Annotated in this window: 16 protein-coding genes and 1 pseudogene; 4 read left to right on the forward strand and 13 right to left on the reverse strand. The window is 54.3% G+C overall.

All coding sequences use genetic code 11. The features are described 5' to 3' along the window. Positions 1-337 precede the first annotated feature (337 nt). The 4 genes from KRAC_RS06080 to KRAC_RS06100 all read right to left on the reverse strand — a co-directional run bounded on the left by KRAC_RS06080 (position 338) and on the right by KRAC_RS06100 (position 4,189). On the reverse strand, positions 338-961 hold the full coding sequence (locus KRAC_RS06080; RefSeq protein WP_244421972.1) for a GNAT family N-acetyltransferase: 624 nt from the start codon (positions 959-961) through the stop codon (positions 338-340). A 1,259-nt stretch (positions 962-2,220) separates the two neighbouring features. After that, on the reverse strand, positions 2,221-2,586 hold the full coding sequence (locus tag KRAC_RS06090; protein WP_007905305.1) for a DoxX family protein: 366 nt from the start codon (positions 2,584-2,586) through the stop codon (positions 2,221-2,223). 208 nt (positions 2,587-2,794) lie between these two features. Continuing rightward, complete coding sequence (locus KRAC_RS06095) at positions 2,795-3,241, reverse strand: YybH family protein (protein ID WP_007905306.1); 447 nt, start codon at positions 3,239-3,241, stop codon at positions 2,795-2,797. Positions 3,242-3,250: 9 nt separating this feature from the next. Continuing rightward, on the reverse strand, positions 3,251-4,189 hold the full coding sequence (locus tag KRAC_RS06100) for an NAD-dependent epimerase/dehydratase family protein (RefSeq protein WP_007905307.1): 939 nt from the start codon (positions 4,187-4,189) through the stop codon (positions 3,251-3,253). Positions 4,190-4,392: 203 nt separating this feature from the next. Here KRAC_RS06100 and KRAC_RS06105 point away from each other — a divergent pair, with 203 nt between their 5' ends. Further along, entirely contained in the window at positions 4,393-5,304 is a 912-nt protein-coding gene (locus tag KRAC_RS06105; protein WP_040441996.1) for an RNA polymerase sigma-70 factor, read from the forward strand. A 1,034-nt stretch (positions 5,305-6,338) separates the two neighbouring features. Here the strand turns inward: KRAC_RS06105 and KRAC_RS06115 are convergent. From KRAC_RS06115 to iscB, 5 genes are all read right to left on the reverse strand, one after another. Further along, positions 6,339-7,643, reverse strand: a complete 1,305-nt coding sequence (locus KRAC_RS06115; RefSeq protein WP_007905310.1) for a formimidoylglutamate deiminase — start codon at positions 7,641-7,643, stop codon at positions 6,339-6,341. A 75-nt stretch (positions 7,644-7,718) separates the two neighbouring features. Beyond that, positions 7,719-10,724 (reverse strand): CHAT domain-containing protein, encoded by a 3,006-nt coding sequence (locus tag KRAC_RS06120; protein ID WP_007905311.1) that lies wholly within the window; start codon positions 10,722-10,724, stop codon positions 7,719-7,721. A gap of 226 nt (positions 10,725-10,950) precedes the next feature. Beyond that, positions 10,951-11,763 carry an anti-sigma factor gene (locus tag KRAC_RS06125; RefSeq protein WP_007905313.1) on the reverse strand — a complete coding sequence of 271 codons (813 nt, stop codon included), beginning with the start codon at positions 11,761-11,763 and terminating at the stop codon, positions 10,951-10,953. A gap of 409 nt (positions 11,764-12,172) precedes the next feature. Then, a complete protein-coding gene (locus tag KRAC_RS06130) occupies positions 12,173-12,931 on the reverse strand; it encodes an RNA polymerase sigma factor (protein ID WP_007905314.1) in 759 nt (252 codons plus the stop codon). Between the two features lie 28 nt (positions 12,932-12,959). Next, entirely contained in the window at positions 12,960-14,249 is a 1,290-nt protein-coding gene (gene iscB / locus KRAC_RS06135; RefSeq protein ID WP_007905315.1) for an RNA-guided endonuclease IscB, read from the reverse strand. An 877-nt stretch (positions 14,250-15,126) separates the two neighbouring features. On the opposite strand from iscB, the gene KRAC_RS06140 reads away from it, so the two are divergent. Together KRAC_RS06140 and KRAC_RS06145 are read left to right on the forward strand one after the other, a co-directional pair. Then, entirely contained in the window at positions 15,127-15,711 is a 585-nt protein-coding gene (locus tag KRAC_RS06140) for a DUF4388 domain-containing protein (RefSeq protein WP_007905318.1), read from the forward strand. Between the two features lie 75 nt (positions 15,712-15,786). Next, positions 15,787-17,286, forward strand: coding sequence for a PDC sensor domain-containing protein (locus KRAC_RS06145; RefSeq protein ID WP_169460862.1), 1,500 nt, complete (start codon positions 15,787-15,789; stop codon positions 17,284-17,286). A gap of 81 nt (positions 17,287-17,367) precedes the next feature. Here KRAC_RS06145 and KRAC_RS06150 read toward each other — a convergent pair whose 3' ends face one another. The 3 genes and pseudogenes from KRAC_RS06150 to KRAC_RS06160 all read right to left on the reverse strand — a co-directional run bounded on the left by KRAC_RS06150 (position 17,368) and on the right by KRAC_RS06160 (position 22,186). Continuing rightward, positions 17,368-19,782, reverse strand: coding sequence for an aldehyde dehydrogenase family protein (locus tag KRAC_RS06150; RefSeq protein ID WP_007905321.1), 2,415 nt, complete (start codon positions 19,780-19,782; stop codon positions 17,368-17,370). A gap of 19 nt (positions 19,783-19,801) precedes the next feature. Further along, positions 19,802-20,806, reverse strand: coding sequence for a deoxyribose-phosphate aldolase (gene deoC, locus KRAC_RS06155; RefSeq protein WP_007905322.1), 1,005 nt, complete (start codon positions 20,804-20,806; stop codon positions 19,802-19,804). 174 nt (positions 20,807-20,980) lie between these two features. Continuing rightward, a pseudogene (locus KRAC_RS06160) lies at positions 20,981-22,186 on the reverse strand (RNA-guided endonuclease InsQ/TnpB family protein). A gap of 252 nt (positions 22,187-22,438) precedes the next feature. On the opposite strand from KRAC_RS06160, the gene KRAC_RS06165 reads away from it, so the two are divergent. Beyond that, positions 22,439-23,581 carry an alpha/beta fold hydrolase gene (locus KRAC_RS06165; RefSeq protein WP_169460863.1) on the forward strand — a complete coding sequence of 381 codons (1,143 nt, stop codon included), beginning with the start codon at positions 22,439-22,441 and terminating at the stop codon, positions 23,579-23,581. 73 nt (positions 23,582-23,654) lie between these two features. On the opposite strand, the gene KRAC_RS06170 is transcribed toward KRAC_RS06165, so the two are convergent. Next, the gene (locus KRAC_RS06170) at positions 23,655-24,662 is read right to left on the reverse strand and encodes a phosphotransferase (protein ID WP_007905324.1); all 1,008 of its coding nucleotides are present in this window, start codon (positions 24,660-24,662) and stop codon (positions 23,655-23,657) included. Positions 24,663-24,667 lie beyond the last annotated feature (5 nt).

Here is a 24,667-nt window from a genome sequence, read left to right on the forward strand (position 1 = left end):
GAACCAGAGAAAGCAAATGACGGTCAGAGTAGTGGAGCCTTGTTCTCCGGCATAGCGGGGGACTCCATGCAACAGGTGAAGCTGTGCTCTGGCTGGTGCGCTCTGGGGGGGTAAAACCCCAATCCATCGACTCCCCCTGAGGTACACGTAAGAGTGTTTATCCGAGTACTGGAACGCCGGATGCGGTGAAAGTCGCATGTCCGGTGTGGACGGGGGGAAAGGGCGTAAGCTCCTACCTATCCGTACAATTTGCACTGAAGGTCAGAAGGTCTCCGCGGCCTAGTACTCCAGTTCTCGTTCGTGATCTGACGGTTGGTCATACGGCGAGTGCGTTGCGTCACCGGAGCTCGCAGATGTAGGACATGGCTGGCTTGCCGTTGAGCGTTAGCGAACCTCCGGCGACGAATCCGTTGTGTTCAAGCACCTTGCGCGAGGCCGGATTGTCCAGCGTGACCCTCGCGCGCAGCCTGGTGAGTCCGTACTCTGTGGCGGCGAGCTCGCGCACCTTGCGCACCGCCGCTGTGGCCAGTCCCTGCCCCGCGGCCTTCTGCGCGATCCGGTACCCGAGCTCCGCCGCCCCGTCTGCCACTTCGGCCAGGTTCACCCGCCCCACCACCTCGCCGCGCTCGGCCACCAGCAGGTGGAAGTAATCCGTCCTGGCGGCCTGCCACTCGAGCAGTTGCGCATGCCGCGTGTCGAACTCGGCGAAGAACTCGTCCCCCCGATCCGGCACCGACGCCGCGAAGTAGGCCCGATTCTCCCGCTCGAACGCAAGCAGGGCTGGCGCGTGGCGGACCAACTGAAGGTCTGGCATGGGTAGTTGGAGGCGCGGTGTCGATTCCGACCCGGTTCCCCTGTCCTCCTTCGATTCCGTGTGTGTGGGTTTCCCGCCCACGGCCTGCCTACCGAGAAAGGAACATTCACCGACCTCTGCCGCGTCTCGTTCGTCTCGTTCTTCCATGTGTTTCTCCCTTTGCTCAATGATGAATTGATATAACTTGCCCGTTGAGGTAGGGTAAGAGGCCAAGTCCCGATTGCTCGGGAGCATCAACCCCTCCCCTCCGAACTCCACGTGCACCCTTTCGATGCATGAAGCTCTCCAGAGGCCAGTGTCTTTTCAACACCACTCCCACAGTGGTCTTCTGACACATCCGTGTCAACCACCATTTTTGAGTGTGGCCTCCTGCAACCCTTTGCTGGGTACATACCCAACTCGTATGGTCGCTCCGTCACCATGCCCCTTACGGGGTTTAGGCGATCCCTTAGTTCCATCAAATGTCTCAGTCTGTACGTAGGTGCCCATTTCGTCATTTCCCTCTCCGTGAGGGCTGGCTCCAACGAGAGCTTGTAGGGAAAGTAGTACCGTTCCCCTACACGTTGGACACAGGCGATAGTCCCTTCTCCTGTGGGCTGCTCCATTTCCGCCGTGACTTGAATTCAGCCAATCAAGACTTCACCCTATACAGCTTCACTGATGAGCCTCTGGCTCCTGGGACTGGAGCTTCACTCACCTTTGACACGACATGCTATTTTCCCCCCACGCCTTTCGGGTGAAGGTGTCCCCGCTCTCTATGAGAACGGGTAAGTCGCTGTGTTACTCACCTTGCTCTAGTGAGCTTACCCCGACGGGTAAGGGAGACATTTGTGGCACAAAGGCGCACTACTACGCGTACTCTATCACCCTGTTGCAACTCTATCTGTAAATCCCAACATTATTCGGCTCATAGCCAGATTTATTACTGGTGGCGAAGTCGATGTTCACGCTTGGGATTCAATGAATTCAAGCTGACATGGGACACCTCGTCACATGAGTATTGACGCCCGTGGGCAGTCGAAATGAGCAAAAACGCCAGGAGGTCAACTGTCTGAGTCGGCTTTATAAGCCCAAAGAAGCTTTCGTTTTTTGCTCAAATTGAGTGACCACCCCTGTCAACACTCATATGACGGAGTGTCTGACATGGAGCATGATTTTTGACTTCGCCACCAGTAACAGATTTGGGGATTACGGCTTGCTTGCCCTGCACAAAGAGCACACTCCCTAAAGAAACATCCTGCTCGATATATCAAGCAAGCAATCTGTAAGTGGTAATTTGGCTGAAGGTTTGACGGAAATTGAGCGTGGATTGCCTCTGCGTCGAATATTCAGCCAAAAATTTTTAGGGGCGAAGGTTCGACACAGAGGTGCTCAGACCTGCATTTTCGTTCGATCCTTCAGGTCTTTTACCAGAAGCGGCCCCACGCAACGAAGGCGGCCAGGGCGAGATAGGTCAGGTTCAACAGCATGTGCTTGAACTCTTGACGGCGGAACGTCACGATCGCCGCACCGACCATGATCAACGCCAGACCGACGGCCGCCAGCGGCACCAGGATCGGTGCGATGTTGAGCAGGGCAGGCAGGATCAGGCCGACGGCGCCCAGGATCTCGACTGCTCCGAGGGCCTTGACGAAGCCGGCGCTGAAATCCAAGACCCATCCCCCGCCAGGAGCCTTGGCCAGTTTCTCCTGAGAGATGAACAGCTTGTTAGCGCCCGCAAGTAGGAAGACAGCGGACAGCAGGCCAGCGATGATCCACAGAGTGAGGTTCATGAGTTCTCTCCTTGACGGTTACCTCGGTCCTTTCGGGCCTGTCATTGTAAATTTTGGAATTCTGTGAGCGGAAATTTTGACAATCCACCCATTTAATTATCAACTTTATATGATGAGCTTATCTGGGGTAGCGCTTCTTTTTCTCCGCAGAGAATGAAGCGCCATGCTTTTCTTGCTGATATGCTTTCACCAAGATTGAGCCAGTTTCCTATGGCTTGAGGTCGAGCACCGCTTTGCCATGCTGCAGATCGACAGGCACCGAGTTCTGATGATGCACGATCAGCCACGTGCCATTGATCTTACGGAAGCAGGCGGTCCAACGCAGCCAGAGATCGGTCTTCTGCCCGGTGTTCATGGTTCCGCTTATCTGGTTGAGGCTGTGGGCGAATGCAACGTCATAGCCCACAGTAATGGTGGGGTCGTGCATTTCATAGCCGATCGGACCCTGGAACGACGAGAATACTTCTTCCCAAACGTTTCTGAATGCATCTGCTCTCACATATCGCAGCGGGGGCACGATGTCGAACGACACGACCTCCGGCGCGTAGAGAGACATGATGCCTTCGATATTCTTGTCATGAAGCGATCTGATGCAATCGTCTAGGAGTCCTTGGATTACTGCTTCATCGTTTTTCTTATGTTCTTCGACTGCCATTGTTCCCTCCTACTTGTTCTGCATCTGTGCCATCAGATCCCAACCTATTCGCGCATTGGGGACGGTGGGTTGCCAGCTACTGACTGCTTTGAACAAACGATTGGAGATGCGCAGACTGCGGCTGATATCGGCATACTTGGCCCCCGTCATCAGGCGCATCAGCAGATCCGGCAGGACCAGCAGACGTTTGCGACCGACAGCGTGAGCAAGGAGCGTGAACATCTGTGCGCGCGTCACAGGCTCATCATCGACAATGTCATAGACGCCGGAAGGCACCGGTTCGGTCAGCGCAAGCAGCAGAGCACTGATGGCATCCTGCAACCAGATTTGTGGTAGATAGCCAGCACGTGCACCGGGAAGAGCACCAATCCCTTTGCGCGCGTAGTCCAACATCTCCCAGCTTGAAGGCGCTTCCGGCCCGTAAAATGAGCCCAGCCGCAGCGAGATCCCGCGGCGCTGCTTGGTCGGATCGCTTTCTGCGAAGCGCGCCACAGCCTCCTCAGCCTCGACGGTTGAGGAAAGGGTTGCCGTTTTGACGGGAGTTGCCTGGGCATCCAACCAGGTATTGCCGCTGCTTGGGTAGAGAAAATTGAAGCTGGGATAGATGATTGTCTGGACCGTGCCCACGGCCAGCGCGGCTTCGACAAGGTTGCGTGCCCCATCCCGGCGCAGGCGATCATTCTCCAGCCAGGCCGAACGCCGCCCTATCTGCGTCGCGGGGGGGATTTTCGTCGCCAGGTGGTAGATGGCCTCGTGACCAGCCAACACCTGCTTGAGTGCCTCGACATCAAAGAGGTCCACCTGCACCGGATGCGCCCCTGCACGTCGCAAGCGATCATCGTTCTCAGGTGTGCGGCTCATCGCCGAAACCGTATGCCCTGCGGCGACTAATTTGGGGACAAGGGTTTTGCCTAACACACCAGTTGCACCTGTTACAAAAATATTCATGCTTTGCTCCTCTTTATTGTTTCTTTCGTTTTTGCGTGATTGCTTTTTAAGTGCTTTCTGGAATGGAGACAAGTGAGCCCACAAAAACGTGACAACAGAGCGGCGTCTTTTTTCGTCACGGCAAAAATTGCGGAAAACGCTTGCGCTGACGTATGATAAAAGAGAAAATCGACTATTTTAAGGAGCGCTTGCGGAAAAACTCTATGGATCAAATCCAAACCTATCAACCCCTCCTCTTCTCCATTGCCTACCGTATGACTGGCTATGCTAGCCAAGCTGAAGATATTGTTCAGGATGCCTACCTGCGCTACCAACAGGCAGATCGGGCCGCCGTTCAATCGCCCAAAGCGTATCTCACCACGATTGTCACTAATCTCAGCCTCAACTATCTGAAATCCGCCCACGCGCAGCGTGAAGAATATATTGGGGTTTGGCTCCCTGAGCCTATCCTCACTGCTCTGCCTGAGGGTGAGTCGTTAGAGGAAGCCTATGAGCAGCAAGAGACCATTTCACTGGCCTTTCTCGTGCTCCTAGAGGCGTTGACGCCCCCAGAACGCGCCGTCTTCCTTCTCCATGAGGTGTTTGATTACTCCTTCGCGGAAATCGCCGAGATCATCGAGAAAACCCCGGAAAATTGTCGTCAGCTCTTTCATCGCGCCAAAAGCCACGTCGCGGAGAAACGCCACCGTGTCTCTGTCGAGTCCGCCAATCAGCGCCAACTCACCGAGTCCTTTGTCGCAGCCTGCAAATCTGGCGACCTTGCGACCCTGACGAAACTGTTGGCCAGCGATGTCACGACTTGGGCTGATGGTGGTGGCAAGGTTCGCGCGAGCCTGTACCCCATATCTGGTCAGGAGCTGGTTGCCAAGCGCTTTATCTCCGCGATGCACCGCGTGCCCGCAGACAACGTGCTTTTTATAGAAGAGATCAATGGCGCGCCCGCGATTTTATCCTGGAGCGACGGGCATCTCAACTGGGTACAGACGCTCGATATCCGCGACAATGTCATCGTTGGACTGCATACCCTGTTGAATCCCGACAAGCTGGCTTTTCTCCAACGCCAGTTGGAGAGCCGCCCGGAGCCGTTCCTTTCATCCTCACATGTACTTCCATAAGTGAGAGATGAGTCTGGCCCAATTGAGGTGATAAGGTCTTCAATAAACTCGACAATATCATTCACTTCAATTGGGCCAGACTCACAAAATCCCCAAATTTACAGACAAGGACGCCAGAGCCAGAGGCACGCAAGCAATTTATTTACAACATTTCTGACTTCTACCCCGGATTTGGAGCGGCTTTTCCAGGCATCGAAGCATCAAGTGTACGGATAGGTAGGAGCTTACGCCCTTTCCCCCCGTCCACACCGGACATGCGACTTTCACCGCATCCGGCGTTCCAGTACTCGGATAAACACTCTTACGTGTACCTCAGGGGGAGTCGATGGATTGGGGTTTTACCCCCCCAGAGCGCACCAGCCAGAGCACAGCTTCACCTGTTGCATGGAGTCCCCCGCTATGCCGGAGAACAAGGCTCCACTACTCTGACCGTCATTTGCTTTCTCTGGTTCATCCATTTCTTCTCTCTTCAGGTTCCTTTCCCTGGCGAACCTTCGCCCTGTCCAGCCCATTACAGGCTGGCATTTGACTACTACGCCGCCGCCGCCCTCTCTCCCGCATGCTGGCATTCTCGCATCCCTTTCGGGTAAAGCGGTTTGAGAGTTCCCTGTCTTTCTCCTTATGGAGTTATAGTGATCCGTAGCTGCCTTCTATACGCCGCGCGAACAAAGGAAGAGTCCCAGATATCGGTGGAACATATCTGGGCAGTCGCGATACCATTTTGGTCAGAGTGTGTCAGCCAGTTTCACTCTTCACTGATCACGACGCTTCAGATGAAGGTTCCTCTCGTCAGCATAGATCACAGGGTTTGCCCTTCTTTCCCTTCTGACTAAGTTGGTCGGGCGTTATCAGCGGGCTTCACACCCCCGGAAATGCCGTTTCCAGACGCATGCCGCCTAACCCTAGCACCACTCTTCAATTGCTGCTCTTTTGAGCAACTCCATAAAGCCTTGCAGGCGCACTCCACCCTTCAGGGTAAATTCCCACCCTTCAGGGTAAAATCGGTCCACCTTTCAGTTAATTTACCATTAATATCACGCGTTACGCCGATATACACACGCTCCCTGTACCCATGTCTGCGCAATGACCTCAGAGGATGCGCCAAAGAAGAGCGTATCCAGCAGGTCCTCCTCACTCCAGCCACGCATCTGTCGATGTTCCAGGTCGATAGCCACAAAGTCAGCCGCCTGGTCAGGAGCGATCTCGCCACTCTGTATTGCCAGAGCGGCGGCCCCGCGTCGCGTACCATAGTCCAGCAAGAGCGGGCCGGGGGCCGCTAGCTCATCAGCGACGAGCACGCGCCGTCGCTGATAACGCATGCGCGCGCTATACTCGGCCCAGCGCAGCTCCTCTAGAGGGTCCAGGCGCGTGTTACTATCCGAACCAATAGTCAGGGAAATCTCGCGCGCACGCAGGTCTTCATAGGGGGCGATTCCATCCCCCAGGTCACCCTCGGTCGTTGGGCAGACACACACCGTGCTGCCATACTGGGCCAGGATATCGAGCTCGTGCTCGGTGGCATGGGTGGCATGAACGATCGTCGTTCGAGGTGAGAGGGCTTCGTAGCGTTCTAAAAGCTCGATTGGGCGACAGCCATGAGCGGTGCGACATTGCTCGATCTCAGCCACCTGCTCGCAGGCATGTACATGTAGCGGCAGGTTATGCTCACGACTATACCCAGCAATGGCGCGAAACCACTCCCCCGGCACGGCCCGGACCGAGTGGGGCGCGACTCCAACCTGGTATCCCTGCTGGCGCAGCGCGTCAACGCGCGCCAGGTACTGCTCTATCGTGGCGTCGCAGAAGCGCTTTTGCCCCGCCTCCAACGCCTGCTGAAAGCCTCCACGTGCATAGGCGGTCATTAAGAGTACCACGCGCATCCCTGCATCTTTCCCCGCTTGTAGGATTGCTTCAGACATCGCATTCGGGCGATCATAGGGCCTGCCATCAACCTGGTGATGCACATAGTGGAACTCGCCGACACTGGTATAGCCCGCCGCTAGCATTTCGCGATATGCCTCTCGCGCCTCCTCATAGAGGAGTTCCGGCGTCAAGCGCTGGGCCTCGGCATACATGCCACGCCTCCAGGTCCAGAACGTATCCTGCCGGGAGAGCGGGCGATGCGTATGGCCACGCAACTGGCGCTGAAATACATGGCTATGCACATTCACAAAACCGGGCAGGAGAAGCATCTGGGGTAGCGGCTCGATCTGCTCATGTGCGACCGCCTGTGAACTATCAATAATTGCCGTGATCAAACCAGCATCATCAATGGCGATGAGCTTATTTTTCTGCAACCCCTCATAGGTATAGACATAGGCTGGCGCCAGGTACTTCATCACGTTGGCATCCCTCAATTCGCATAGATCTCGGTGCAATGTTCTAGCAGTAACCATGGCAGGAGACGCTAGCTGCTAGCGCTCACTGAGCGACGATTCCTGCCTGTCCCATTCTACCATGCCTGGCGAGACCAGGGGGCCAGCATCTCCAATTAAATGAAATGCCGCCCAGAAGTAGGGATGCGCCCGGTAGGGACGCTCTGAGGCGCGCATTTGCGTGATAAAATCGCGCTGGGCCTGCGCCAGCGCACTTACCTTGCGCTCACCACGCAAGAGCACCCGATAAAAGAGTTCCATCAATTCGGCGCTGCTGACATCCTCAACCTTCCAGAAGGTGGGCAGGAGCGAGGCGGCGCCCGCATACAGAAAGCCACGCCCCAACCCGATGACTTCGTCAACACCCCCAATCACGGCGCGGCCAGTCTCGCAGGCGCTAAGCACCACAAGCGAGCAGGAGGAGAGATCGAGGTTGAAGACCTCAATCGTGCTCAAATGGCGATCAGCCAGGCGAATAGAGGAGAAATTGGGTGCGTCCAGGCGGAAGAGGCCGTGCGCGGCGATATGCACCAGGGGACTCTTAGCTCCACGCTGCTGCAAGAGCGTTGTGGTCGCCTGCTCATGTACCGCTGGCTGAGCCCCCAGCAATTGTGCAACGACCTCGGCTTCATGCACAGCCTGGGGGAGCCAGCCATTCTCTGAAAAACCCAGCACCAGCGCACTGGTGAGGGTCTCGAGGCGCATTTGTGTGTTCAGCCCCCGTTGTCGACAAACATCCCAGAGCGAGACCGAGGGAAGATATGATACCTCAACGCGCTCTACAACAAAGCGCTTGCCGTCCAGGAGGGCGTGAAAAGGGAGATAATGCAACATGCCATAGGGCACCACCACGAGGTGACGACAGGCAGCGAGCGCCCCCTCTACAGGATGTAAGAGGATATCATAGAGCCGCTGTAACAGGCCCAGGCAATTCTCCTGTAGCTCTTCGCACACGCTTGCCTGCTCTGGTGTGCCCACAGTGCGAGCCACCAGGTCAAAGTTAGTACGTAACAATGCCAGGAGGCGCTCCAGGCGCGTGACGACTCCCGGTAGACACCTGACGACAATCCCTTCGCGCGTGAGACAAAAAATGTAGAGGTCCTGGCCCGCCAGGTAGTATTCCAGTATCAACGTTTGCGAATGTATTCTTGGCCCCAACTGTGTGACCAGTGAGTTCGTCCACTGCTTTTGCGGCTGCGCGATGACATCGCTCATCGAGCGCAATTGGACCTGTTCGAGCAGGTGCTCAATGCGCCGCTCACGTTGCAGCATCTCTTTGCGAGCCTGGGCGGGATCGATGCTCTGTATGCGGTGTATCGCGGTATCGCTGAGATTGACATCACCCTCGGTACCATAGACAATCGAGCTATACCAGGCCTGCTCTTCGCGTAAGCGCTCCAGGTCTTCGAGCAGTCTCCCACTCAGGCGGTCCCTTGCGGTAAACTTGATATCAATGGTATTGCGCAAGTAATCACCCAGGGTACGCGACTTGGCCTTCTCAATATACGTCAGCGCTCTGGGAACATCCTGCCCCTGCAAGGCCAGCAGCATCGCACGCCTGTAGAGCTCGCCCTTCCCCTCTAAAAAGCTTACGCGCTCCTCCAACACCAGGCGACTCTGCACCTCGTCAATCCCCTGAATGGCGCGATCATAGTATTGCATGGCCTGGTCGATAGCACCGTGTAGCTCAGCCAGGTGCCCCAGGAGATCATAGCAGAGATATCGAAGTTCCAGCATCTCTTGAGCCATGGCGATATCCAGGGCATAATGGCTTAAGCGCTCGGCCGTGTGGAGTTGACGCTGGGCCTCGGCAATATAGGCCTGCAACAACATCGACCAGGCCAGGTTAGGCAAATCCTCCTGGTCCGCGAAGATGTCCGCGACATACTCCACTTCGCGCAGGCTCTTCTCCAGCTCTCCATTGGCGTAATAGAGGTCTGCCCGGCGCAGACGCGCCAGCGCCGATAAGCGTACAAAGCCACCCTCGGCCAGCAGATCGCTTGCCTCGCGCAGCAATTCGTCGGCCTCCTGGTGACGCCGCATCAGGATCGCGGCGCTGGCCTGACGCATCAAGGCCCGCGCCAGGTTATCGCGTTGCGCCGAGGTGGCACGGAAAAATGCTACTACCTCGGCCGCCAGTTCGTAGGCTTCGCGCGAACGGTTTAAGCGCAGTAAGCAGACGCACATCTGGTGTGTAGCTTCGGCTCGTGATTCGAGCATCTGGTGGCGCTCAAAGGTCTCCCGGCACTGGTTATAGAGCAGCAGGGCCTGGCTATAGTGGCCCTGGGCCGCGTAAATCTCGGCGATGTTAAGGTCCTCGCGCGCAAGCGAGATCTCCTCGCTCTGGCCATAGCGCTCAAAGGTCGCGCGTGCCTGCTTGTGCATCTCGACGGCCTCGCGAAAACGCCCCTGTGCTGCCAGGGCCAGGGCTTTGTTACCACGCGCGCGTGCGATATACAGCTCAACGTCCTCGTTACACATTTGATAGGTTTCAATCGCCCGGTCAAACGCGCGCAGGGCCGCGTCATACTGGCCCAGTTCGAAGTTGATAATGGCGGCATTCACGTCTATCTGACCCGCACGCACCAGCTTGCCATGCCGCACAAAGATATCGCGTGCCGCGGCCACATCGCGGAGCGCCTCCGTCATGCGGTTGAGATGCAGGCAGGCGTTAATACGCCCAATGCGTGTCCGCGCCCAGCTTACCTCGTCGCCCAGCGCGAGAAAATCCTCTCCAGCCGCGTCGAGAAAGGGCAACGCCTCCTGGTCACGCTCCATACGGCGCAATGCATCCCCACGCGCCCAGAGACCTAGCGCATGATAATAGCTATCTTTGGTAAGTTCGCCTATGAGCAGGAGGTAGCCAGAGAGCCGAAACGAGAGTTCAACGTTACTGTTCCAATAGCGATCCGCTTCACGTTTCAGGCGATGAACCAGCATGTTGAGTTCCGCGGCAGTGAGATGAGGAACGTAAAGATGTAGTAATTTGGGCCCTTGCTCCTCGCTCGCCTTCAGCAATGTCGCAGCAAGTTCCTGAGTAGTCATATCCTTTATTTTTGTACAATCCTTTGGCAGCAGTCATGCTTCCGCCAGCGCTATGCATGCAAATGTCTATGACCCTTCCAGCCTCCTCACCACGCTTATACCTACAAACGTTCTAGAAGCCCAAAAAACCACCAAAAACAGGAGCCATCTTCGACCCCTGCTTTTACGGCAGCTTCTCCTGGTCTCTCAGACCCGCGAAATAGCTCACACCCATCGACCAGATGCCCTAACCATCCTCGTCCAGAACAACGGTAACCTCTTCAATGACCACACAGGCTTCCGGGAAACGCAGCTCTAGTGTATAGGTAGTGGGGACAAGTGCAGTGAAGATAAAGTTACCCAGGTCGTCAATATGTTGCGTATATGAACTCTTCTCATCGCGCGCGAGCAGTACAACCGGCGTTCCCTGCAAGGTTGGCAATGTCGCGCCCTTACGCGTCACAAATCCTACCAGTTGCGCGCCGCCACTCTCCTGACTCCCCCGCTCAAGCTGCAATGAGATGCTGATATCTTCAGCGGTATAGCGACGCGGCCAGGAAGAGGCGACTCCTCGAACACTATAGAGCGCAGGCTGCATGGGCACCAATGTAGCCACCAGGCGACGCACACCCGCCTGCACAGGCTCTAGCAGGCGCTCAAGTACTGAGCGTTGCTCCTCCTCTACTGAGGTGCGATGATTGCCCGCCATGGCTGGGACCACAATCGGACTGGCAAACAGATCCTCTTGCGCCATGAAGGTAGAGAGCGCCTCTACTTCCGCGGAACACAATACACATGCGCTCAGATGAGTCTTGATCAACGCCTCGTCCTCAGCACTACATAGCCCCAGCTGATATTCACCTAACATCTGGTTAGAAGGGCAATCCCAGCGATAGAGCTTCTGCAGTAAGACATGCTCCAGGCGTTGATAGGTCCCGAAACGCTGTGCGCAACTCGCGCAGCGCTCCATATGGGCTTTCACCTCTGGCCTTACTTTCTCACCCGCAAGGTATGCGATTATCTCCTCATCACGAATCGCACCCGGTTCATAACACTCCATGAGGCCCCCTCGATCCCTCTAAGATTTTTTCAGGCGCCACTCCTGGCTGGCGAATGGCGCGCTATGCTTATGCTGCAACCAATACGACATTCTTGAACGCTCAGAGCGACCAGGCTACGAGTAACGTTGATATATCTATTCTTCTTCGCCGAAAACCCTGAGCGCGAAGCGCTAGACACGTAAGTGACGCTTGCCCCTCCGAATGGGAGGTTGGGTTTCGGAATAAGATCTTCTCGGCAGATTAAGAAATGCCACATTCTGGACCGCCACGTCCAAAGCAGGATGAACGCGACGGTCGTAAACTCTCCCTTGTTCTTTATAAGTAAACGAGGCACGCAGCCTTTTTAGCGCTTTTCCTCTTAATTTCCCTGCTCCCTTGCCTCTATGACCATATTTGCTTTTGCAGGCGTTATTGCCGGAAGAGATTGCGCAAACGCCGATTACGCCGTAAGCGCTCCAGCACATTGCGCTTTATGCGGTACACGTCATCAACGGTGGGAAAGAGACGACGATACTGCGCGCAAATTTCGCCCGGCTTCATCCCCTGCACATACGCCAGGTACAGCAAGACACGCTCGTCCTCACCGTTCAGCTCTTCCTGGATAATTGCCCAGAGACGCTGCGCCGACAACTGAGCAACGACATCATCGGCTGGATCGCTCCCTGATGGCTCATGCTCCACTGCCTCAAGCGTTTCCTCATACTGACGAGCCTGGCGTGCACGTACTTCGTCGGCAACCACGCTATGCACACACATTTTTAGATATTTTAATACAGATGCCAAAGAATCAAAATTACCGATTTTGGCTGGTGTCAGCGCCTGGGAGAACTTGGCAAAGGCCGCATTCACCAGGGACGCTCCTCCTTCTTGCCCAAGCAGTTGAACCACGCTCTGATGCTGCGTCACCCACGTCAGTACCAGCGGCGCATATTGCTGATATATATGTTGCCAGGCAACTTCATCGCGTCTGATAATCGCACGCCGAAACAATTCAAGGCAAAAGCGGTCATTTGAGGTACTCTGTTTAAGAAATTTTGTTGTTTCCTCAGCGCAACAGCGCGCAAGGTCTCCAACTGCTAGTTGCTCCGGTGGTTGGGCGCTGTCACCCACTTCTCTCTTCTCCGGGTCCTGACGAGAAAATTGGGAGAGGTTTAGAGACTCCATCATAGAATCGCGTCATGCGAGGCCCCTCACTTCAGTCATGGGGAGGAGCATGACGCACTCCTTTCTGAATATATTCATACCCGTCAGCACGATGGACACATCGCAGATATTTAGGGTGGATATCTCTCTTCCCAAGCCGAAATGACGGTCGATGACGAATAGCAATGCGCCCTTCAAATGTCCCTTTGGGGGTCATCGCTTTGATCATATCCCCTGTTTGATAGCCAAGGAACGTCTTTTTGCGTTGTTTGTGTTGCTTGGGAAATCCATATTTGTCAACGACACACATTTGCCGTGATTCATGCCCCATCGCTTTGATCTGCAAGGGGACAATTCCCGTATGAGAGAGTCCCACAGGCGTACTTTTGCCCACACACGCGGCATCCAGCCAATGCGTTTTGGGCAACCCTCTTGTGGTCCGGTTATATTTTGTCAAACCACCACTGCCGCACTCGACCGGCAATCCCAAGGCTTTGAGTCGCTGCAATACAGCCCATCGCGTGGCATTCACCGCACTCGCATCCTTGAGTGGCCTCTTGACCTGAGCAAGAATGTGCTTGAGGACCTCTGGTTTCTTGGCAAGGAAGACGGTAATATCTAGGGTATCTTTGGCCTTATTACAAGGCTCACATGCCAGGGTCAAGTTACTGATACGACTCGTTCCTCCCTTGGCACGAGGATGAATATGCTCAACTTGCAAGGGAACGTTTTGCACGCTACAATACGCGCAAGTCCGTTCCCATTTTTCAAGCAAGTATTCTCTCACCTCATAGCCTTGAAGAGTCCCTTGCTGATATTCGACGCTTGTAATATCAGGATTTTCTATCTGTTGCAGGTCAAACTTGACCAGTTCCATGCTCAGAGCCGTAATGGGAGCCAAGCGACACAAACGCGCTACCCACGTGAGAATATTGGCAATCCGACTCTCTAAGGAGGGAGGCAACCATCCCTTCTTGCGCCTTCGATTCTGCCAACGGGGCTTTCTATAACGAGTTTTGCAGTTGCGTCGGTTGCGACGGACCACACGACGATCATCAAGGCTTTCCTTAATGGCATGACCACGATGAGCAAGTTCAGCCGCAAAGACGACCTTGCCGTTGCCATCATCAACCAGAGCAATTCCAGTGGTTTTACTACCAGGATCAAGCTTCAAACGTAATGGTTGCATCTGTGGTTCCTCTACCACTCGTTTGAGCACAATGGTAAACGGGTATCTTCGGTACACAGCGGCTTTCCCCTGCTTGAGTAAACGCCGCGCATATCCAGGATGCACAGGATCTAAGGGGTTATAATCCGTATCAATCACAAACACGTTGCTCATAATTGAGCCTCCTATTGCTAGGGTAATGGTTGCCTCGATAATGATAGTGGGCGGTACTGTTCTCTGAGCACGGCATAGACCCCGTTTTGCTGTTTAACCCAGAGATTCTAGAGCTACAGGCTGGCACGCACCCGTAGGTAGGACTTCAACGCTTCCCGACTATCGTAGCCCGATAACCCTCTGCCAAAACAAAGGATTCATGGCTGAATCTGAACAGGTCCAGGCTTGCTAACGCAAGCCCCTGCCCTTTCAGGCATGGGGTACCTGACCAACAATGCCCCCTACTTCCAATCTAACAAACGATTTCCCCAACACTTTAAGACAGCAATCCTGGGCTTTAAGGTCGTGCCTTGTGCTCTACTCTTGCAGCACGAACTCACAGCACTGGTTTTGTTTATTATCGCATGTTTCACTGACAAAGTGCTAGCTTCTTGCCTTTTTCACTCAGGATGTTTGCAATCAACGTAAGCACTCGTGCCTGCAGCCTTTAAAGAGTAGGGTGTGTGCATGAAAAAGTGGGCATTGCCCACTTTTTCATGCACACACCCTACTCTTTAAAGGCGAGCTTGCGAGCCAGGGCGTTGAGAATAGATGACTTCGTAAAAACACCAATAAATATGTGTAAAAATCTCTGCTTAAATTCGTTCTTATCTGATAAGATATGATACCCAGCTAGAGAAACAGGCTCTTCAGGCAATGGGAATAGGAGATTCGGCTACTCCCGCGGAGAGTTTTTTCAATTTAGGTACATTTTGTGCTATGCTTGGTATGCTCACATAAGAGAACGAAGACTTAGAGCGTCTCCTGCTCTTTTTTTGCAGGATTAGGGCGTTCTATCATCTCTTGTGCAATCCAACTAACCAATGGATGTTTGAATATGCCCCCACGACGAGGAACACATACCGACAACCTAAATAACGTTATTCAAGTCATTCAACTAGGCCGCAAGACAGGACTTCTCACCGTACAAAAAGAGGCTGGCCCCGCCTCGGAGGAGGGCGAAATAACCTTTTTCCGAGGACAGATCTCGCAAGCCCGTCTAGGGCACCTACGCGATCAACAGGCTATCAGCCTATTCGCCACCTGGAAATCCTGCTTTTTTACGTTTGTTCCTTTCGACACTGATCGCGTAACCGGGCCTCAAACAACCGTTACCGATCCATCTCTGCTAGCGCTGAGGCAGCTTTCACCCTATCAAGCGCCGCCTTATACTGGTGGTAGTGGACCACTACCCAGGTACACTCCCCCCACAACGGGGCAACTCGCGCCTCAACGCATTCATGAGATGAATGATAGCCTTCGGCTCATCGAGCGGTCTGGCCTATCGCGCAATCATCGACGCCTCCTCCTTCTCATTGATGGGAATCGAAATAGCGCCGAACTTGCACGTTTGATGGGTCGTTCACAAGAAGAAGCACAACAACTCATTCGCGATCTTGAATATATCGGGGTCGTTCGTTAGAGTCGTACAAGATATTTTTAAGGATTAGAATGCGCTATGCCTGGATCAAATTACAACAATAGGCGACGTCGCGGCATGTCATTGCCACTTCGTATCTCGCTAGGACTGGTGCTCGCCACGATTCTTCCATTGGTCATTACCTTATTTGTGATCGAATGGCGTACCCAACCAATCCTGACGGATCAGGCCAATAAAGCCATGCAGGGCGATGCAAAAACACGTGTCGACCAGATCAATACCTATTTCAACGAGCGTGTGCTCGACGCACAAACCATTACCCAGGTTCCCACCGTCCCACAATATCTCATCACACCCCCCACCGATCCAACCTATGCGGATCAAACAAAACATACTATCTTCGCCTTGGCTGCTGGTATGTATCGCGATAAAAACTACACTACCTGGCAGTTGTATGATCGTCATGGCAAGCTTCGCCTGGCCTACCCTACGACGCAAAAACCAGTCCTTCACGGAAAAACCCTCGTTCCTCAACTCTACCAGGATGAGGTATTTGCTGGCCAGACCGTTATTTCCACAGTTTACTATAACCCGGACGCACAAAAGGAAAAGGCTACGGTAGATATTTACTCACCAGTCGCAGTTATCACACCAGAAGGCAAAACAACCAACACCCTCATTGGCTTTATTCGCGTCACCCTGGGCCTGGACTATATCTGGGATATTGTGAAAGGTGATACGCAAAACGGGAAAAATAGCTATGCCTTTATCCTGAATGAAGATGGCGTGCGCATCGCAGATACCGACCCTAAACGTATTTTCACAGCAGTAGAGAATCTACCACCAGACGTACAACAGCAAGTCAGCAATGAGCAACGCTATGGTCCCAATCCTATTCCAGTGAAAAAAGATGTCACGCTCACCCAACACCTGAAAGATACGGCATCATCCGTTTCCTATCAAGCACAACTCACCGAGCAAAACGAGAGTTATCAGATTGTGCAGGCAAACGTTAAACAAAAGGCACAAGATGTCCCCTGGAAATACTATGTGCTCAGCCCGCTCAGCACGGTCAATGCGGTCGCACAACAGCAGCTTGAAATCACACTACTCGTGGCCCTCATCATGTCAGGCCTGGTTGCGATCATCGGTCTTGTAGCTGGCCGGAGCCTGACCCGGCCGATTCTGCAAGCAGTCAACGCCCTGCGCGATAGCAGCGATGCCTTGAACAGCCTGGCGTCGCGCCAACGAGACGCCTCGACCGAGCAGATGTGGGTGGTCGAGTCTTCCCAGATCGGTCTGCAATCTGTTCAGTACTACACCGAGGCTATTAACTCCGCCGCGACTCAGCTGGCGGCAGTGGGCAAAAATCTTGGCCAGAATATGAACCAGCTTGATAGACAGAAGCTCCTGCAAGCTATTGAACATGTGCAAAATGGGGCCAAATATATCGAAAACGCCGCCCAATATCAGAATGAGAGCAATAAAAAGCTGGCAACCGCGCTCAAAGTTACCAACCAGGTGACCGAGCAGCTTGCCTCTGGCGCCACCTCGGCAACCGATGCCGCGGCCCAGCTGGAGGACGTTGTAAGTCAGCTCCGCGAGGTCGTGGGATAAGAAGTAATGTGGTGCACCATGGCAACCGCAGGTTGCCATGGTGCACCACTCTATCCTACACCAAGTATCTATCAAATGGCTTTATTCGCCGTAAGGAACCCAGATGTTCTTCACCTGGACTGAGGCTCGCAAGAACTCCTCGCCCTCACCCTGGATGGGGTCCAGCCAGTCACGCTGCCGCCCATAGTTGACCCAGGTACGCTTCATGTTGCTCGCGGAACCCTCCTCAACCATCTTCGCGCCCCCGGCAGAGCCAAAGTACCAGAGCGCATCGACATCCTCATGCTCAGCCAGAACTTTAGCTAAGCCCTCGCGCTCGCCCGTCACGATATTGACGACCCCGACGGGCAGGTCCGATGTCTCAAAGATCTGATAGCAGTCCGTAGCGCTGAGAGGCGCCATTGGGGAGGGGATGGCAACTACTGTGTTTCCCATGGCTATCGCGGGCGCCACAAGCGAGATAAAGCCCAGTAAAGGATACTCATCGGGGGCCACGACGCCCATCACCCCGATAGGCTCGTGCATCGCCAGCGTAACGCCACGCATGGGCGGGCGGTGAATCACGCCTTCGAACTTATCCGTCCAGGCAGCATAGCTAAACAGGCGCGAGAGCGTGGCATGCACCTCTTGCAGCGCCTCTTTTCGCCCCCGACCCATTTGCTGCATAATGCGCCGCGCGAACTCTTCTTCGCGCACGGCCAGGTTCTCGGCGATATAGTATAGTATCTGCGCTCGGTTGTGAGGAGTAGCACTCGCCCATTTACTCGCGGCATGCGCCGCCTCTACGGCGTTACGAATATCCTTGCGATTTCCCTCACCAACTTCCCCAAGTGGCTTGCCATCAACGCCCTTGACGCTCAGACTATACCCCGAGTCTGGACGCACCTGCTTGCCGCCAATAAACAGCTTGGGCGTGCGATCAATGGCGGGAAGAGCGAGCTCCGCCTCTTCTGACGTGTTCGCGACTTCCTCGTCCTCAGCAAGGCTTTGTGGCCTGGAGCGCTGAGGCTTCTCAGAAACCTGGCTTGCCTCCCAGCCGGGGTGCACATACTCATACAGACCTTCTTTACCACCCTCACGCCCATAGCCGCTCTCCCGATAGCCGCCAAAGCCACTGGAGGCATCGAAGACGTTGGTGCAGTTGATCCAGACGCTTCCGGCCTGAATTTTTGGCGCGATATCCAGGGCCAGGTTGATATTATCGCTCCAGATGCTTGCCGCCAGGCCATAGCGTGTGTTATTGGCCAGTTGGACCGCCTCAGTAGGCGTACGGAAGGTCATGGCGACCAGGACCGGGCCGAAGATCTCGACCTGGGCAATGCTGGAAGCTGGAGAGACATTGGTAAAGAGCGTGGGCGGGAAGAACGAGCCTTCGCTTGGGCAGGCCCAGGAGGGCTGCCATTTCTCGGCTCCCTCGGCCTCGCCCTGCGCGACCAGGCGCTCGATCTCCTGCAACTGCGATGGAGAGACAATCGCGCCAATATCTATGCCCTTATCCAGGGGATCACCCACGCGCAGCTTCTCCATACGCGCGCGTAGCTTGTTAAGCAGGCGCTCCGCGACGTTCTCCTGCACCAGCAGGCGCGATCCTGCGCAACAGACCTGGCCCTGGTTAAACCAGATGGCATCTACCACACCCTCGACGACGCTATCCAGGTCGGCGTCATCAAAGACAATAAAGGGTGATTTCCCACCTAGTTCAAGCGATAGCTTCTTGCCCGAGCCAGCCGTCGAGCGGCGGATGCTGCGTCCCACCTCGGTCGAACCCGTAAAGGCAATTTTGTTGACGTCAGGATGCTTCACCAGTGCATCGCCTACCTGCGACGCCTCGCCGGTGACAATATTAATCACGCCCTCCGGCAAGCCAGCCTCCTGCACGATTTCAGCGAACTTGAGGGCAGTCAGGGGGGTATAGCGCGCGGGCTTTAAGACCACTGTATTGCCCATGGCAATGGCTGGAGCAATCTTCCAGGCCAGCATTAAGAGAGGAAAGTTCCAGGGAATAATTTGCCCCACAACTCCCACTGGCTCATAGCCTGGCAGTTCTCGCCCCATCAACTGCGCCCAGCCAGCGTGATAGTAGAAGTGGCGTGCGACCAGGGGAATGTCGATATCGCGCGTCTCACGAATAGATTTCCCGTTGTCCAGCGATTCCAGGACCGATAGGAAGCGCGCATGCTTCTGAATCTGCCGAGCCAGGGCATACATATAGCGCGCGCGTACATGATCTGGGGTCTTGCTCCATGTTTTGAAGGCCTTACGCGCCGCGGCTACCGCGGCATCCACGTCGGCACTACTGGCGGAGGCAACCTGCACCAGGGCCTTGCCATTGGCAGGGTTCATGCTCTCCATGTATTGCCCACTGGCCGGCTCGACCCACTGGTTCTCAATAAACAGCCCAAAGCGCTCATGCTCCTTAAGCCAGGCCTGGACCGTTGTGGCAGCCTCCGGCGCGGGACCGTACTCCATTGTCTCAAATAATTCCATTACATTCATGCCTACAACTCCCCCGGATCTAAACCATTGGATTATGGTGCGCCGCCGCGTAGCGTCCGCTCACAAAATGCTCAATCTGTCTCTCAATATCCGAAAGCAGGCCACTGGCTCCGATACGGAAGAGTGAGTTATTTAACCACTCATTGCCCAGTTCCTCTTTCATCAAGATCAGCCAATCCAGCGAGGATTTCGCGCTGCGAATACCGCCTGCGGGCTTAAAGCCAACCTTGTAGCCTGTCTCTTCATGATAATCGCGAATGGCGCGTGTCATGATCAGGCCCACGGGTAGGATGGCATTCACCGGTTCTTTCCCGGTCGAGGTCTTGATAAAATCCGCGCCTGCCATCATACAGACCAGGCTTGCCATCGCGACGTTACGCAGCGTCGCTAGCTCATGGGTCGCCAGGATGGTCTTCATATGCGCCTCTCCACACGCCTCGCGGAAGGCCTTGACCTCGTCATAAAGGGCCTGCCAGTTACCCGTGAGTACATGGGCGCGCGAGATCACAATATCGATCTCCTTTGCTCCAGCCTGTACAGAAGCCTGGATCTCGCGCAGCTTCAAGTCAAAGGGATTCTGGCCTGCGGGAAAGCCCGTTGACACGGCGGCGACAGGAATATTTGCCCCGGCTAGCGCCTCGACCGCTATGGGTACAAGGTTATGATAGACGCATACCGCCCCCGTTTGCAGGTGTGGCACACCCAACGCGTCAAGCAGTTCCTGGCGTACAGGCTGCCTGGCCTTGGCGCAGAGCCGCTTGACATTGCCCGGCGTATCATCGCCCGCTAATGTGGTTAAATCAATACAGGTAATCGCCCGCAGAAGCCAGGCTGCCTGCCACTCTTTCTTGACTGAGCGCCGGGTTGGAATGGTGGCGGCACGGCGCTCAACGGCGCTACGGTTCACATGTACGCGATGTATCCAATCCAGGTCCAGGGGCATACCTGGATTACGCTCCAGGACCTCATGCGGCACCGGTGCACTAGTCTTCTCTGATTGTATTTTTGACTTTGTCGTAGTCATGCAGAATGTCCTTGCACTAATATCAGCAATCTTAGACACACATAGAGGAGATGTTTCTTTGTGCCTCTCCATATTTCTACTAATTATAACGCCAACCGTACGGGCACAACAGTCCACTATTCTACTCTATTTGAGAACATCCGTACAGTTCACCTAAACAATGACAAGCACTGCTCAGTATGTGGGAGCACCCACTGGACGGACTGCCACGCCCACGATCCCTTGCCCGAAGGAGTCAGGGATTGCTTTTCGGATAATGTTGAGGCTGCCATTCACATCGGCATTGATACGCCTGCCAGTACTGGTACGAAACAAGCCACGTTTGATGCGTTTGCCCAGGTAGTGCTCATGATGACAGATGGGCTCAAGATCAAGAAAGCTACACTTACTGGTGTGGCTTTCTTCTTGGAGGATCACATGTATTCCCACCAATTCTGCTTTCTAGTTGAGCATATCAATGAAGCGAGCAAAGGGGATTTGCACAAACTGTTGATTGTTGCGCTTCCCTATGTTGATTTCTTGCTTCCACCCATCGTTCTTCCCGATTACGACTGTTCCTATACCTTCCTCAACGAGATGCTCGATGATACGATGGCTTTGGGTGTGCAAGTAATGGTCAATTTTGCGTGTGCGCTTCTGGGTAAGGCGTTCTAAACGAGTGGAGGTATGACGCTTGTGCTTGCTGAGATGGCTCTGTAACCTTGCACGTTCTTTGTTATACCATTGGTTGATGTGCTTCAGCGGACGCCCGTTAACCAGCAGAGGCGTAAAGCCTGCTTTGTTTGATGTTAGCGTTGCTACGTTGTTCAATCCAATATCGATACCAGCGACGAGCAAAGGATCAACTCCTGCGTGTTTGGGTTCTTGTTCGTAGACCACTTCTATAATATAGAACCCACTACGAGGAATGATACGAGCTTGTTTGACGTTGTTCTGTTTGGTAGGAATCTCGATTCCCAGTTGTGATGGAGCAATCATTCCTCGCTTCTTGAGGGCTTTCTTCGAGAGAGCTTGTCTATCATACACGAGGATATTGCGCCCCTTTTGTTTGTCTTTGTACTTAGGCAGCTTAGGACGACCTTGAAACTTCGATGGATCTTCAAACCACGCTGCAAGCCCTTTACGAAACGACTTCCAGTTCTTCTCAAGAAGCCGAAGGACATCATTGCTCACTTTACGCGGCAAGGCTTGGTAGGCTTCGGTGTCCTTCACCAGATGATAGACCTCAGCTATACTGAGGTACGTACCCGTATGGATGAAGGATTGGCGCATGTGGTAGTTCGCGAGATTATAGAGGTTTTTGGAGGCGAAGGAGGCTGCATCGATGGCAGTATACCGAGAATCACCTTTGCAGATGATATGCCGCTCAACAAGTTGCATCCTATAACACCTCTTTTCCTTTTATTTCCCTGTATTGTACTATAAATGCCAGTATAGGTCAATATCTGACAATCTATGGCACTATTTCTTAGGAAAGATTTTAACACGCGATGATGGTAAAGTGGGCCTTTTCGCGGTACAATGACAGTAAAAGGTACATATGGTGGTCGCACGGCGCTCAAATGCCGGACGACACGATAATCACACACACAACATGGTGAATGGTTAGTTGCATCTGGTGGAGGATATGTTGTGATGAATCAAACGCTTACCTGCCTGGTCACGCTCCATGGCATTGGCTTTCAGCACCCCCCGCAAGGCCAAACGCCAGGCTATGCAGACAGGCTACATGCCAACTTGAGTAAATACCTTGACGCAACCCAACTCAGCACAGATCCCTTACAGCGTCCAGATACGCCCCCCAGTTCCCATGGCCCCATCTATGTCCAGAGTTGCTGGCCGGCTGGCAGTCATTGCCGGGAGGCTGGATTAGCACGCCTGGGCGTCTGGGTACGCGATAGTCCAGAACGAATTAATAGCTCCCAGGCCCCGCTGAGCAATGGCAAGGGATCTATTGTACATATCGCGCTTGTCTACTCGGATATCGAAGAAAATCGAGGGCACCTGGTTCCCACGCTCAATGCCAGCATGATGCTGCTCTCCTCGCTCTTCAACTACATCTCGCCCCTGGGAATCGCACACTTTCTCAAAAAAGTTGTTCCTCCTCTATTCTCCACACCCAAGGCCCCCCCTCACGCCTCTTTACTCGGGACCTATCCTTCACTCAGAACCAATAAAGAGCAAACAGGTCGATTCGCAATTCTGCAACAGTTGCAAACCGATGTGGCGGCTTACGTCAGTACGAACGAGCAACGCGAACGTATTCGCAGCTTCATCCTCGACGCCCTCTTACGCCTGGCCAGCCGCGACGATGTTGGACGCATCATTCTCAACACCCATAGCAACGGCACAGTAATTGCCTTCGATGTGCTTCGCCTCCTGCCGCAGTACGCGAGGGAGAGGATCGCTGGCTTGATTACAGCGGGTAGCCCTCTCCGCAAATATGTCACCTTTTTCCGCTGGGGCCGTGATATTGAGTGCGATTTCCCCATAAAACACTGGCTTAACTTCTGGGACGACCATGATCCTGTTGCCGATCCCCTGGCACCCCCTCTTTCCTGGCGGAGAGAGACGCCTGTTCTCACGCATGGGGATCACCTCTTTGTCCATATTGACCCCTATACTGGCGATGATCTCACAATGGATATCTGTGATATCCAGGTTGATAATCTGCGCTTTAGCTCACCTGGCGGGCTACAAGCCCATAACTATTGGGACAATGAACGCCAGTTTATTCTCCCATTAACAAAACTTCTCCTCACGCCACTTACCTGAATTTGGTGTAGGTATAGGGCATCGTGGCAACCTCAGCCTACCAGGATGCCCTTACAGCCACCGACAAGCGTGTTTATCGCCACGCGTCAAGCCAGCCTGCCCAGATGGGAAGATGGTCGTCAAACGTGCGTAGGAGCTTTAGCGTCATGCTCGTCTCGCGTTTGCCCAGGTCTCGCTCTTCCTCGCGCTCAACAGATTCCCCCAGTGAGCGCCGCATATTGAAAAGCAACCAGCCCAGCCAGGTTCCCATCAAGCCATGTAAGGCTACCTCGCTTGTATTATGGATTTCACCACCCGTCTGACGGTAACCTGCTATAACCGCGTCAAAGCTCTCTTTACGTACATCGCCAACAACAAGCCCACTCCAGGAGAGAGCCACTCCAACCAGTTCGAGCGTCGGATTTATCAGGCCAGCTGCCTCCCAATCGATGATATGAGGCGTCTGGTCATCCCGCCACAGCACGTTTTTCTGATCCAGGTCGCGATGACTCACGACCTGGTGCCGCCCCAATTGCTGGCCCGCCACCTCATACAAACGACTCCAGGTCAGCAAGCGGGGTAGCATTGAGCGCGCGATGTAGGCCCACTCCAGATTCTGCGAGGCTGCGTGGAAGGTCAGCATATCCCACACCTCCTCGTCGAAGCTCCGCCACTCCTCATCCTCCGCTCCCGGCACACTCATCTTCACGCTATGCATCTGTCCAAGCAGGTGCCCCATCTGGCGGGCCTGCCCTGGCTCGCTTGCTTCAGAAGTAAGCGCATTGCCTTCACACCAGTCATAGACAAGGTACGAGGTCCCTTCTACCTGGTAGAGAGGATCGCCCCCCCGTTGGAGTGCAACGATGGCAGGCACCCCATACCCGTACATCTCCAGGGCAATACGCTCTGAGGCGCGATATGCCTCCTCAATCCCTGGCTTGTGCATAATGGCAGGGTTGAGCTGCTTTACCGCGTGTCGCCCACGTGTTGTATCCAGGCGCCACATCTGGTGCAATAGCCCACCCGGCACCGCTTGTGGCCGGGTGGACAACTCGCCTAGCTCATAAGCTACACAAAGCATCTGAGCGTGATTTCTCTTCATACCAT

Origin of the sequence: Ktedonobacter racemifer DSM 44963 (assembly GCF_000178855.1) — a bacterium.
Lineage (GTDB): Bacteria > Chloroflexota > Ktedonobacteria > Ktedonobacterales > Ktedonobacteraceae > Ktedonobacter > Ktedonobacter racemifer.